Raw genomic sequence first — 12,763 nt, forward strand, 5'->3', positions numbered from 1 at the left:
GCCGGGCCTGAGGGTCGGGAACGACGGGGTCAGTCGCCGCCCAGCGAGGGCAGCAGCAGGGAGATCTCCGGGAACAGGATGAGCACCAGGGTCGCCATCATCAGGATGAAGATGAACGGCGGGGTACCGCGGATCACGTCCATGTAGGGGCGGCGGAACACGGCGATGGCCGTGAAGATGTCGCAGCCGAACGGCGGCGTGGCCGAACCGATGGCCGCCTGGAGGGTGACGATCACGCCGACGTGTACCGGATCCAGGCCGGTGGATTGCACGAGCGGCTTGAAGATCGGCACCAGGATCAGGATGACCACGATCGGGTCGACGAACATGCAGCCGATGAAGAAGGCGGCGGCAATCAGCAGCAGCGCCAGGAACTGGTTGTCGCCGATGCCGTCGATGATCGGGCCGAGGATCTTCTCCGGCACGCCGGCCGTGCCCAGGGTCTGGGAGAAGGCCGCGCCGATGGCGACCAGGATGAACACCACCGCGGTGATCATGCCGGTGGACAGGGCCAGGCTGCCGAGGTCGCGGATCGAGACCTGGCGGTAGATGACGACTTCCAGGATCAGGGCGTAGGCCACCGCCACGGCGGAGGCCTCGACGGCGCTGAAGAAGCCGCCGTAGATACCGCCGACCACCAGCACCGGAAAGCCCATCGGCAGTATCACCCGGCGGATGGCGCGCAGGCGTTCGCTCCAGGAGGCCCGGGGCTCCGCCTCGATGCCCTTGATGCGCGAATAGATGTAACAGTACAGGGCGAACATCGCCAGGATCAGCAGGCCGGGCAGAATGCCGGCGAGGAACAGATCGCCGATCGAGGTCTTCATGACCACGCCGTAGACGATGAAGCCGATGCTCGGCGGAATCAGCAGCGCGATGTCGCTGGCGTTGATGATCAGCCCCAGGCTGAAGTCGTCGCTGTAGCCCTTGGCCAGCAGCCGCGGGCGCATGGGTCCGCCCATCGCCACCACCGTCGCCTGGGTCGAGCCCGAGACCGCCCCGAACAGGGCGCAGGAGGCGGCAGTGGTGATCGGCAGGCCGCCGCGGACGTGTCGGGTGAAGGCATCGACGACGTCCAGCAGTCGGTTGGCCGTGTGGCCCTTGGTGAGGATGTCGGCGGCGAAGATGAACATGGGCACCGCCGCCAGCACCCAACTGCCCACGCCGTTGATCATCCAACTGACGGCCTGATCGGGGCCGAAGAACGTCATGCCGGTGAACATCATGAAAAGCGTGCCTGCGGCGAGCGGGACCATCATCGGGAATCCCAGCAGCAAGAGCACGAGCATGATCACGCCTAGCCAAGTCAGCATGCAAAAGTCCTCGCGTCTGTCATTGTTCGGGGCTTGTGTGGGGCTCACGCATCGCGCGACGCGTCCCCGTTCTGAGGCGCTTCCTCGTCGGGGACCTCGGCGTAGCTCTCCTTCTCGTTGAACGAGCGGTAGATATCCTCGCTCACGAGGTTTCGCGCGGCGGTCAGCAGGTACTGAGTGCCGGCGAGCACGAAGCCGATGGGCAGGGAGAGATAAACGATCCACATGGGGACGTGCAGCGAGGCACTGGTCCGCCCGCGTCCGTAGAGGGTGACGACGTACTCGACGGACTTGTAGGCGAAGTAGAACATCAGCACGGCGGTGCCGAGACAGATGAGAATCAGCAAGGCCTTGCGCAGGCGGCCGCTGAGCTGGTCGTAGATGGCCGACATGCTGATGTGGCGGGCGTGGCGGGCGGCGTAGCCGACACCGACGAAGGTGATCACCACGATCAGCATCTCGGTGACTTCGTAGGTGCCGGCGATACCGCTGCCGAAGAGGATGTTGCCGACCACGTGGGCGCTCATCAGGGCGGCCATGATCAGGACGCTGCCGGCCACGATGATGCGTTCGATGACGCCCAGTCCGCGGTCGAGAACGCCCAGGGCGCGCATCAGGCCGCGCGGGCGCTTCGCGCTATCGCCGGAGGAGGTGGATGGTTGGGTCATGTCGCAGCTTTCCTTGTTGTGTCAGGGATGGCGAGCCGCCGACGGCAGACCTCGGGCCGCCGTCGTTCCTGAGAATGTCTGCGCCCCGCCCATGCGGCATTGACGGGCTACCCGTCGCGATGCCGGCTCCCCCAGGCGAAGTGTGGCGGGAATCCGGAAAACCCGCGCGGGCGATCTCCCCGCGTTTTTTGCTGACGACCGCCTCACCCGAGTGACGCCCACCGACATGACGGATCTCGCCCTGAGCTCGACGACGGCGTTGCCGCCGGGCGAAGGCGCAGCATGTCTCCTTGAACTTACAAGCTTTGCCGCGTCAGTGCTACTCGCCATGCGGTTCGCGGCCCGCCGGTTTCGTGGTTGCCAGGCCTTGGGCCAGCGCGCGCAACGGGCATGTCAGTCGAGGATCGAGGTGGCCGAGATGGCGCAGGAGCGTGGTGTACAGGTCCCCGTCGGCGGGACCTCGGCGGCGTATGCCGTCGCCCCGTCGGGTCAGTGCCTGCAAGCCTTCCAGGGCCTCGCGCTCGGCCTGGAGCTCGTCGCGCTTGAGCTGCTCCCGCCACTCGGCCAGCGGCGAGCCGGGGCGCGCCAGGGGCTTGAGGGCGCGGCGCCGGGCCCGCAACGGGCGGGTCGTGCGCGCCTGGTGATCGCGCACCGGGGCCAGCGCCTCGCCGACATCGGCATCCGCCGCCAGGCCGAGGTGGTACAGCCAACCCAGCCACAGCAGTTCGCAGACGTCGGCATCGGCGCGGTCCTGCAGCGCGAGGCAGGCGGCGGCCACATCGGGGTCGGCGTAACGGTCGCAGGCATAGCGCCACAGCGCATCCGGGGCGGTCAAGGCGAAGGGGGATCGGGTAGAATGGGCGGCCATGATCCGCGCGTCCTTATGATGCAGACTGAGTCGAAGGGAGAAAGGCATGATCGCACTGCGCCAACTGGCCCTGCAACGCGGCAAGCAACCGCTCTTCGAGGAGGCGGAGCTGACGCTGCACCATGGTCAGAAGGCCGGCATCGTCGGCGCCAACGGCACCGGCAAGTCGAGTCTGTTCAAGCTGCTGCTCGGCGAACTGGGTCCCGACCGGGGCGAGGTCAGCCTTTCCGGTGGCCTGCGTATCGCCCACATGGCCCAGGAGGTCGAGTCCCTCGAACGCTCGATTCTCGACTACGTGCTCGACGGTGACCACGAGCTGCGCGCCACCCAGGCGGCGCTCGACGCGGCGCGTGACAGCGGCGAGGCGCACCGCGAAGCCGAGCTGCACGGCCGGCTCGAGGCGCTCGACGGCTACAGCGCGCCGTCGCGGGCGGCGCGGCTGCTGGTCGGGCTGGGCTTCACCCAGGCCGATCTCGACCGGCCGCTGTCGGCGTTCTCCGGCGGCTGGCGGATGCGCGTCAACCTGGCCCAGACGCTGTTCATGCCCTCCGATCTGCTGCTGCTCGACGAGCCCACCAACCACCTCGATCTCGATGCGCTGCTGTGGCTCGAACAGTGGTTGGCGCGTTACCCCGGCACCCTGTTGTTGATCTCCCACGACCGCGACTTCCTCGATGCGGTCTGCGATCAGATCATCCACGTCGATCAGCGCCGGTTGACGCTGTACAGCGGCAACTACACCACCTTCGAACGTACCCGGGCCGAGAAACTCGCCCAGCAGCAGGCCGAGGCGGCCAAGCAGCAGGCGCGGCGCGAGGAGATCGAGCGCTTCGTGGCGCGCTTTCGCGCCAAGGCCACCAAGGCGCGCCAGGCCCAGAGCCGGCTGAAGATGCTCGAACGCATGGAGACCATCGCCGTCGCCCACGTCGATTCGCCGTTCCACTTCACCCTGCCGTCCGCCGACAAGACCTCGCATCCCTTGTTGGTCCTCGACGACGCCCAGCTGGGCTACGCCACGCCGCTGCTGCGCGACGTCAAGCTGACGCTGCTGCCGGGGCAGCGCATCGGCCTGCTGGGCCCCAACGGCGCCGGCAAGTCGACGCTGATCAAGTCGCTGACCGGCGCACTGCCGCTGCTCGCCGGCCAGCGCGTCCCCGGCGAGCATCTGGCGATCGGCTATTTTGCCCAGCACCAGCTCGAGGGGCTCGATCTCAAGGCAACGCCGTTCCTGCACGTGCAGCGGCTCTCGCCGACGGCCAGCGAACAGGCGATCCGCAACTTCCTGGGCGGTTTCGGCTTTCGCGGCGACGACGTGTTCGGCGAGGTGGCGCGTTTCTCCGGCGGCGAGAAGGCGCGGCTGGCGCTGGCCCTGGTCGCCTGGCAGAAGCCCAACCTGCTGCTGCTCGACGAGCCCACCAACCACCTCGACCTGGAAATGCGCGAGGCGCTCACCGAGGCGCTGGCCAGTTTCGAGGGCACGGTGATCGTGGTCTCCCACGACCGTCACCTGCTGCGGGCCACGGTGGACGAGTTCTGGCGGGTCGCCGATGGCACGGTGGCGCCGTTCGACGGTGACCTCGATGACTATCGGGTGTGGCTCAAGAACCGCCTCGAGGAAGCCCGCCGCGAGGCGCAGGGCGATGCATCGGACGGCGAGGCGCCGCCGGCCGACCGCAAGGCGGCCCGCCGCGCCGCCGCCGCGCTGCGCGAGAAGCTGCGCCCGCTCAAGCGTCAGCGCGACCGGGCCGAGAAGCGCATGACCGAGGCCCAGTCGCGGCTGGTGACGCTGGAAGAGGCACTGGGCGATCCCGACCTCTATACCGACGCCGCCCGCAAGGCCGAACTCACCGATCTGCTGGCCCGCCAGGGCGAACTCAAGGGCGAGGTCGAATCGCTCGAGGAGGCCTGGCTCGAGGCCGAGGAAGCCCTCGAGCAACTCGAGAATGAGCTGGTCTCGGAAGGCGCCTGACGTGGAACCACGCCGGCCCCGGTCCGGCGTGGAGAGGGGCGCGGGTCAGGTTTCCAGCAGGAAGGTCACCGGGCCGTCGTTGATCAGGCTGACCTGCATGTTGGCGCCGAACTCGCCGCTGGCGACCTGCGGCCAGGCCTCGCGGGCGGCGCCGAGCAGGTAGTGGAACAGCCGGTCGCCCTCGGCCGGCGGGGCGGCGCTCGAGAAGCCGGGACGCAGCCCCTTGCGGGTATCGGCGGCCAGGGTGAACTGCGAGACCAGCAGCAGCCCGCCGCCGGCCTGCTGCAGGTTACGGTTCATGCGCCCGGTGTCGTCGGCGAAGACCCGGTAGTGAAGCAGCTTGTGAAGTAGCCGGTCGGCCTTGTCCTCGTCGTCGTCGCGCTCGACGCCGATCAGCGCCAGCAGACCCTGGTCGATGGCGCCCACCGTGCGGTCGTCGACGGTGACGCTGGCGCGGCTGACGCGCTGGATGAGTGCCCGCATGCTCGCCTCGTGGTCGGGGGGTGGCAGAGCGCTACGCTGCCCCAGGTGCCGGCCTGACGCAAGCGCGGGTGGTCACCAGGCCCGGCAGACCATCAGGTCGCAGTGAGGCTCGGCCAGCAGCCGCTCGGTCAACGCGCTCTGACGGCCGACGCGGGACTGGCTGCTCAGCGCCAGCAGGTCGGGCGGCTGGCGCCGCAGGCGGCCCATCAGCACCTCCAGCGGCTCGCCCTGTTCGAGGACCAGTTCGAGCTCGGGTACCTCGCCCACCTCGCTCATCAACCGCTCGACCTCTTCTTCGAGCCGGCTTCTCAAGCGCCTCACCTCGCGGTCGCGCCAGCGGGCGTAGTCACCGTTCGAGGCCAGCTCGCTTTCGCCGGGAATGCACCAGGCGTGCAGCAGGGTCAGGCGGGCCTCCGGGAAGCGGGTGATGACCTCGCGCAGGGTGTGCCGGCAGGGCAGCGAGAAGTCGATGGGCACCAGGATGTCGTGCCACTCCTGGTTGGCGGGATGGCTGATCGTGAAGACCGGGCAGGGCGCGCTGCGCATTACCCGGGCCAGGGTGGTGCCGCTGACCAGCTCCGGCTGGCCGCGCTTGCGGTGGGCACCGAGCAGTATCAGATCGGCCTCGCGCTCGTGGGCCTCGCGAATGATCTCGGCATAGGGCGCGCCGGCGACCGTCTGGATCAGCGTCTCGGGTGCGGCCAGGGCATAGTCCTCGCGCAGGTCGGTCAGCGTGCGTTCCATCTCGTCGACCACGGCGCTTTCGAGATCGTGCAGTGCCCGGTGCGGCAGGTACGGGTCGAGCACGTGAAGGACGTCGAGCCGGGCGCCGCCCTCCACGGCCATGCGGATCGCCCGGGCGAAGCCGGCGCGGTTCTCGGCGGACAGGTCACAGGCGAACAGCAGCGTCTGGGGCATGGTCGGCATCCTCCACGAGAGCGTTCCTGCGATGGCCGGCAGGTCGTCCCGCCGGGGTGAACGAGCGGCGTGCTTCCAGCATGGTGCGCGGGGCGCGCCCCTGCAAGGGAAACCCGTTATCGACGCCGGCCACTCACCCGTCGTGGCCCTATCTGCAGACGGTGGGCGCCCTACCACCAGGCGTGGAAATGGTGGACCGGCCCACACCCTCGCCCCACCGACAGACGGTGGCTCTCGTGCAGTGCCTGGCTGAGCCAGACCTTGGCGTGCTGGACGGCGCCCACCAGGCTATCGCCACGGGCCAGCCGGGCGGCGATGGCCGATGACAGCGAGCAGCCGGTACCGTGCAGGTTGGGCGTGGCGACCCGCTCGGCCTCCAGCCAGCTGGCGCCTTCCGGCGAACTCAGCAGGTCCGGGCAGCGCTCGCCCTCGAGGTGCCCGCCCTTGAGCAGCACGTGCGGTGCCCCCAGCGCCTGGAGGGCCGGCAGCAGGGCTTCCATCGCTTGCGGCGAGTCGACGGCGGGGCTATCCAGCAGCACCGCGGCCTCGGGCAGGTTGGGAGTGATCAGATCGGCGAGCGGCACCAGCACGTCGCGCACGGCCCGAATGCCGGCATCGTCGACCAGCAGATCGCCGCTCTTGGCGACCATCACCGGATCGAGCATGATCCAGCGCGGGCGGCGGCGTTCGAGCCGCTCGCGAATCGTCTCGGCGACCTCGCGGCTGGCGACCATGCCGATCTTCACGGCATCGATCGCGACATCGTCGAACAGGGTATCGAGCTGAGCGGCGATGAAGTCCACCGGCACCGGATGAACGCCCGCCACTCCCCGGGTATTCTGGGCGGTGAGCGCGGTGATCACGCTGGTGCCATAGGTACCCTGGGCCGAGAAGGTCTTGAGATCGGCCTGAATGCCGGCCCCGCCCGACGGATCGGAGCCGGCGATGGTCAGGACATTGGCGATACGGGGAGTCTCGGACATCGACGAACCCATTTCATGCGCTGTGGGGGGCTATAGCCTAGCCCATGGGGCGGCGGTCCGGCCATGCTGAGCCTGTTTCTGGTGGCGCTGGCCAGCGCCACGTTGCTGCCGGGCGGCTCCGAGGTCTGGCTGGCACGGCAGTGGTGCGCGGGACAGCCGGCCGCCGCGTTGTGGCTGGTGGCGACGCTGGGCAACACCCTGGGCGGGTTGATCAACGTCGCGCTGGGGCGCTATGCCCGTCACTTCGAGAACCGTCGCTGGTTCCCAGCGGGGCCCCGGGCGCTGGCCCGCGGCGAGGCGTGGTACGCCCGGGCGGGCGCCTGGAGCCTGCTGCTGTCCTGGGTGCCGCTGGTCGGCGATGCCCTGACGGTCGCCGCCGGGGTGATGCGTCTGTCCGTCTGGCGTGCCGCGCTGCTGATCGGGGTTGCCAAGGGATTGCGCTATGCCGTGGTGCTGTGGCTGGCCGAGCGTTGGCTAAGCGTGATGTGCTGAGGCGGACATGGTCCTCAGGGTCTGGCGGGTGAGCGGTCGCTTGCTGCACTGCGGTAAACGATTCTCACTTAGTCACGCTACTCCAAAAGTACGGCTTGTCTCTGACAATTCTCTAATGATCTCCTATGCTTAACGTATACTGTTCGAGCGCGTCCGGTGAGGGTCGTTGTCGTCGCAGGCGGCCACGGATTCGCGTTCGTTCCGTGATAGGGTTTGAACGAGGGAGTGTATGAACCAGCACGACGCCACTTCGATCATCGCGCAGCATTGGGCCGTGGGGCTCTTCGTCATCGCCGTCGTCGGTCTCTGCGCGTTCATGATCGGCGCTGCCGCTCTGCTGGGCGGGCGCAGCAAGGGGCGTAGCAAATCCCTGCCTTTCGAATCCGGCGTGATCGGCGCCGGCAGTGCACGCCAACGTTTTTCCGTCAAGTTCTACCTGGTCGCGATGCTGTTCGTGATCTTCGATATCGAGGCCGTGTTCCTGTTCGCCTGGGCCGTGTCGGTCCGCGAGGTGGGCTGGGCCGGCTTCATCGGCGCAGCGGTGTTCATCTTCATCCTGCTGGCCGGCCTGGTCTACGACAGCCGGGTCGGTGCCCTGGAATGGGCGCCGAAGCGCAAGATGCGCGAGCCGGGGGCCTGACACCCAACCGGTCGGGGCCCGGGCCCCATGACAACAGACGACTAGAGTTCGCTGGAGGAGTCGCATGCCTTATACCCTGACGCGTGCCGAAGATGCTGTGGCAGCGGACGAGCGTTACCCGCTCGGAGAGCGGCAGCGGGTCGAGGAAGACCCGATGAAGCAGCAGGTGCATCGCAACGTCTTCACCGGCAAGCTGGAAGAGGTGCTCAATTCGGCGGTCAACTGGGGGCGCAAGAACTCCCTGTGGCCCTACAATTTCGGCCTGTCGTGCTGTTACGTGGAGATGACCACCGCCTTCACCGCGCCGCACGACGTCGCCCGTTTCGGCTCCGAGGTGATTCGCGCCTCCCCGCGTCAGGCCGACTTCATGGTCATCGCCGGCACCTGCTTCATCAAGATGGCGCCGGTCATCCAGCAACTCTATGACCAGATGCTCGAGCCCAAGTGGGTGATCTCGATGGGCTCCTGCGCCAATTCCGGCGGCATGTACGACATCTATTCGGTGGTTCAGGGTGTCGACAAGTTCCTGCCGGTGGACGTCTACGTGCCGGGCTGCCCGCCGCGCCCCGAAGCCTTCCTCCAGGGTCTGCAGCTGTTGCAGGACTCGATCCAGGAGGAGCGCCGGCCGCTGTCCTGGGTGGTCGGCGACCAGGGTGTCTATCGCGCCGAGATGCCGTCGCAGCGCGAGAAGCACCGGGATCGGCGTATCCAGGCCACCGAACTGCGTACGCCCGACAGCATCTGAGCCGTGTCCACTTTCAGTCGAGGAGCCTGCCGACGTCCATGAGCGCTGACACACCGACAACCGATCACACGGCCGCCGGGATCACCGACGATCCGGTCGTCGCCGCGCTCAAGCAGCGCTTCGGCGATCACGCCATCCTCGAACAGGCCACGCTGACCGGAATGCCGGTGCTGTGGATCGCTCGCGAGGCGCTCACCGAGGCGCTCGGCTTCCTGCGCGACATGCCCGAGCCGTTCGAGCTGCTCTTCGATCTCTCGGCGATCGACGAACGCCTGCGCGCCAATCGCCGCGGCCTGCCGGCGTCCGATTTCACGGTCTTCTACCACCTGATGTCGATCTCGCGGAATCGCGACGTGATGCTCAAGGTGGCGCTCGCCGAGAGCGATCTGAAGCTCCCCAGCGTGGTCTCGCGCTATCCCAACGCCAACTGGTACGAGCGCGAGGTGTGGGACATGTTCGGCATCGATTTCGCCGGCCATCCGCACCTCACCCGGATTCTCATGCCGCCGACCTGGAACGGCCATCCGCTGCGCAAGGACCACGGCGCCCGGGCCACCGAGTTCGATCCCTACACGCTCACCGTGGAAGGCCAGGACGTCGAGCAGAAGGCGCTGCAGTTCAAGCCCGAGGAGTGGGGCATGCGCCGCGAGAACGCCGACACCGAGTTCATGTTCCTCAACCTCGGTCCCAACCACCCCTCGGCGCACGGCGCGTTTCGCATCGTGCTGCAGCTCGACGGCGAGGAGATCGTCGACTGCGTGCCGGACATCGGCTACCACCACCGTGGCGCCGAGAAGATGGGCGAGCGGCAGTCCTGGCACAGCTTCATCCCCTACACCGACCGAATCGACTATACCGGCGGGGTGATGAACAACTTCCCCTACGTGCTGGCGGTGGAGAAACTCGCCGGCATCGAGGTGCCCGACCGCGTCAAGACCATCCGCATCATGATGGCGGAGATGTTCCGCATCAACAGCCACCTGCTGTTCCTGGGCACCTACCTGCAGGACCTGGGGGCGATGACCCCGGTGTTCTTCACCTTCACCGATCGGCAGAAGGCCTACGAGGTGATCGAGGCGATCACCGGCTTCCGCATGCACCCGGCGTGGTTCCGCATCGGCGGGGTGGCGATGGACCTGCCCAAGGGCTGGGACACCCTGGTCAAGGGCTTCCTCGACTGGATGCCCAAGCGCCTGGTCGAGTACGAGCGGGCGATGATGGAGAACGCCATCGTCCGCGAGCGTACCCGCCACGTCGCCGCCTTCACCACCCGCGAAGCGCTGGCCTGGGGGGTCACCGGGCCCAACCTGCGGGCCACCGGCTGCGACTTCGACCTGCGCAAGAAACGCCCCTACGGCGGCTACGAGAACTTCGACTTCGAGGTGCCGCTGGGCAGCAACGGCGACGTCTTCGACCGCGGCCAGCTGCGCATCGAGGAGATGCGCCAGAGTCTGCGGATCATTCGCCAGTGCGTCGACAACATGCCCGCCGGCGATTACAAGGCCGATCATCCACTGACCACGCCGCCGCCGCGCGAGAAGATGCTGCAGCACATCGAGACGCTGATCACCCACTTCCTGCAGGTGTCGTGGGGGCCGGTGCTCAAGCCCAACGAGTCGTTCCAGATGGCCGAGGCGACCAAGGGCATCAACAGCTACTACCTGACCAGTGACGGCAACACCATGAGCTATCGCACGCGCATCCGCACGCCGAGCTTCCCGCATCTGCAGCAGATTCCGGCGGTGATGCGCGGCGGCTTCGTACCCGACCTGATCGCGCACCTGGGGAGTATCGATTTCGTGATGGCCGACGTGGACCGCTGACCATGACCGACACCGCACGCACAATCGCCAGCGACGGTTTCGTCCTCGAGGCCGAGGACCGCCGCGCCATCGAGCACGAGCGCGACCACTACGAGCAGCCCCAGGCGGCCTGCATCGAGGCGCTCAAGATCGTCCAGCGTCGGCACGGCTGGGTGCCCGACGCCGCCATTCCGGCGATCGCCGACGTCCTGGGCGTGGGCCCCGCCGACGTCGAGGGCGTGGCGACCTTCTACAGCCTGATCTTCCGCCAGCCGGTGGGGCGCCACGTCATCCTGCTCTGCGACAGCAGCTCGTGCTTTCTCAACGACTACGAGCAGCTGCGCGACGCCCTGTCCGAGCGGCTCGGCATCGGTTACGGCCAGACCACCGCCGACGGCCGCTTCACGCTGCTGCCGGTGTGCTGCCTGGGGGCCTGCGACCGCGGGCCGGCACTGATGATCGACGACCAGACCTACGGCCCCGTCGCTCCCGACGAGCTGGCCGACCTGCTGGAGGGCTACGCATGAGCGTGAGGCGATATCACAGCCAGCTGCGCCAGAGCGCCGCCGAGCGCCGCGCCGAGACGCATCCGCTGACCTGGCGGCTGCGCGAGGACGGGGCCCGGGTGGGCCTCGACGAATACGTCGAGAAGCAGGGCTATGCCGCGGTTCGCGAGGTCCTCAACCAGCGCACCGCCGACGACGTCATCGCGACCATGAAGGAGGCCAATGTCCGCGGGCGCGGCGGTGCCGGCTTCTCGGCGGGCATGAAGTGGAGCCTGACCATGAAGGGGCCGGGGATCCCGCGCGGTTACCTGGTCTGCAACGCCGACGAGATGGAGCCCGGCACCTTCAAGGATCGCCTGCTGCTCGAACAGCAGCCGCACCTGCTGATCGAGGGCATGATCCTCGGTGCCTACGCCAACCACTCGCGCTTCGGCTACATCTTCCTGCGCGGCGAGTACGTCGAGGCGGCCCGCGCCGTGCAACAGGCGCTCGACGAGGCGCGGGCCGCCGGCTGGCTGGGCAACGACATCGCCGGCAGCGGCTTCGACTTCGACATCGCCCTGCATACCGGGGCCGGCCGCTACATCTGCGGCGAGGAGACCGCGCTGATCAGCTCGCTGGAGGGCAAGCGCGCCAACCCGCGGGCCAAGCCACCCTTCCCCGGGCAGTCCGGGGCCTGGGGCAAGCCCACCGTGGTCAACAACGTCGAGACCTTCTGCAACGCGCCCGGGGTGATGTACCACGGTGCCAAGTGGTACCAGGATCTCTCCGGCGACCTGAGCAACGACGGCGGCACCAAGCTGTTCGGTGTCTCGGGCAAGGTCGAGCGCACCGGCCTGTGGGAGCTGCCGATCGGCACCCCGGCGAGCGAACTGCTCGAACGCGCCGGCGGCATGCGCGACGGCAAGGCGCTCAAGACCTGGCTGCCCGGCGGCGGCAGTACCGGCTTCCTGCTGCCCGAGCATCTCGACTCGGCGCTCGATTTCGACACCATCGGCAAGCTGGGCAGCCGCCTGGGCACGGGGCTGCTGACGGTGATCAACGAGGACCAGAGCGTGCTCTCTCTGGTGCGCAACCTCGAGCAGTTCTTCGCCCGTGAATCCTGCGGCTGGTGCACGCCGTGCCGCGACGGCCTGCCCTGGTCGGTCAAGCTGCTCCAGGCGCTGGAGGCCGGCGAGGGCGAGCGCGGCGACATCGAGATGCTCGACAAGCTGGCCGACGACCTGGGCCCGGGCAAGACCTTCTGCGCCCATGCCCCGGGGGCGGCGATGCCGCTGCAGTCGGCCCTCAAGTACTTCCGTGAGGAGTTCGAGCGCGGCGTCGCGCACCCCACGGGCGTGGCCCATGCCGATCCGATTCCGGTGGGCGAGGTATGA

General features: G+C 68.0%; 13 protein-coding genes. 7 read left to right on the forward strand and 6 right to left on the reverse strand.

All coding sequences use genetic code 11. From position 1 onward, the window contains the following. Positions 1 to 29: 29 nt before the first annotated feature. The 3 genes from D0901_RS14535 to D0901_RS14545 form a co-directional block, all read right to left on the reverse strand. Positions 30 to 1,313: a TRAP transporter large permease gene (locus tag D0901_RS14535; protein WP_129141027.1), complete on the reverse strand. Its 1,284-nt coding sequence runs from the start codon at positions 1,311 to 1,313 to the stop codon at positions 30 to 32. Between the two features lie 44 nt (positions 1,314 to 1,357). Beyond that, the gene (locus D0901_RS14540) at positions 1,358 to 1,981 is read right to left on the reverse strand and encodes a TRAP transporter small permease (RefSeq protein ID WP_129141028.1); all 624 of its coding nucleotides are present in this window, start codon (positions 1,979 to 1,981) and stop codon (positions 1,358 to 1,360) included. A 319-nt stretch (positions 1,982 to 2,300) separates the two neighbouring features. Continuing rightward, positions 2,301 to 2,849 carry a TIGR02444 family protein gene (locus tag D0901_RS14545; protein WP_162500880.1) on the reverse strand — a complete coding sequence of 183 codons (549 nt, stop codon included), beginning with the start codon at positions 2,847 to 2,849 and terminating at the stop codon, positions 2,301 to 2,303. A 46-nt stretch (positions 2,850 to 2,895) separates the two neighbouring features. On the opposite strand from D0901_RS14545, the gene D0901_RS14550 reads away from it, so the two are divergent. Continuing rightward, positions 2,896 to 4,818, forward strand: a complete 1,923-nt coding sequence (locus D0901_RS14550; RefSeq protein ID WP_129141030.1) for an ABC-F family ATP-binding cassette domain-containing protein — start codon at positions 2,896 to 2,898, stop codon at positions 4,816 to 4,818. 45 nt (positions 4,819 to 4,863) lie between these two features. Here the strand turns inward: D0901_RS14550 and dtd are convergent, their stop codons facing one another. From dtd to thiD, 3 genes are all read right to left on the reverse strand, one after another. Further along, entirely contained in the window at positions 4,864 to 5,301 is a 438-nt protein-coding gene (dtd, locus tag D0901_RS14555; protein WP_129141031.1) for a D-aminoacyl-tRNA deacylase, read from the reverse strand. Positions 5,302 to 5,373: 72 nt separating this feature from the next. Then, on the reverse strand, positions 5,374 to 6,219 hold the full coding sequence (locus D0901_RS14560) for a universal stress protein (RefSeq protein ID WP_129141032.1): 846 nt from the start codon (positions 6,217 to 6,219) through the stop codon (positions 5,374 to 5,376). Between the two features lie 170 nt (positions 6,220 to 6,389). Beyond that, positions 6,390 to 7,202 (reverse strand): bifunctional hydroxymethylpyrimidine kinase/phosphomethylpyrimidine kinase, encoded by an 813-nt coding sequence (gene thiD / locus D0901_RS14565; protein WP_129141033.1) that lies wholly within the window; start codon positions 7,200 to 7,202, stop codon positions 6,390 to 6,392. A 63-nt stretch (positions 7,203 to 7,265) separates the two neighbouring features. On the opposite strand from thiD, the gene D0901_RS14570 reads away from it, so the two are divergent. The 6 genes from D0901_RS14570 to nuoF all read left to right on the forward strand — a co-directional run bounded on the left by D0901_RS14570 (position 7,266) and on the right by nuoF (position 12,763). Next, positions 7,266 to 7,694 carry a YqaA family protein gene (locus tag D0901_RS14570; RefSeq protein WP_129141034.1) on the forward strand — a complete coding sequence of 143 codons (429 nt, stop codon included), beginning with the start codon at positions 7,266 to 7,268 and terminating at the stop codon, positions 7,692 to 7,694. A 229-nt stretch (positions 7,695 to 7,923) separates the two neighbouring features. Beyond that, positions 7,924 to 8,334 (forward strand): NADH-quinone oxidoreductase subunit A, encoded by a 411-nt coding sequence (locus D0901_RS14575; RefSeq protein WP_129141035.1) that lies wholly within the window; start codon positions 7,924 to 7,926, stop codon positions 8,332 to 8,334. 64 nt (positions 8,335 to 8,398) lie between these two features. Continuing rightward, positions 8,399 to 9,079, forward strand: coding sequence for a NuoB/complex I 20 kDa subunit family protein (locus tag D0901_RS14580; RefSeq protein ID WP_129141036.1), 681 nt, complete (start codon positions 8,399 to 8,401; stop codon positions 9,077 to 9,079). A 38-nt stretch (positions 9,080 to 9,117) separates the two neighbouring features. After that, positions 9,118 to 10,902 (forward strand): NADH-quinone oxidoreductase subunit C/D, encoded by a 1,785-nt coding sequence (gene nuoC, locus D0901_RS14585; RefSeq protein WP_129141037.1) that lies wholly within the window; start codon positions 9,118 to 9,120, stop codon positions 10,900 to 10,902. A gap of 2 nt (positions 10,903 to 10,904) precedes the next feature. Further along, the gene (gene nuoE / locus D0901_RS14590) at positions 10,905 to 11,408 is read left to right on the forward strand and encodes an NADH-quinone oxidoreductase subunit NuoE (protein WP_129141038.1); all 504 of its coding nucleotides are present in this window, start codon (positions 10,905 to 10,907) and stop codon (positions 11,406 to 11,408) included. Beyond that, on the forward strand, positions 11,405 to 12,763 hold the full coding sequence (gene nuoF / locus D0901_RS14595) for an NADH-quinone oxidoreductase subunit NuoF (RefSeq protein WP_129141039.1): 1,359 nt from the start codon (positions 11,405 to 11,407) through the stop codon (positions 12,761 to 12,763). Before nuoE ends, nuoF begins: the two co-directional genes overlap by 4 nt.

The sequence above is a fragment of the Modicisalibacter coralii genome (assembly GCF_004117855.1).
Lineage (GTDB): Bacteria > Pseudomonadota > Gammaproteobacteria > Pseudomonadales > Halomonadaceae > Modicisalibacter > Modicisalibacter coralii.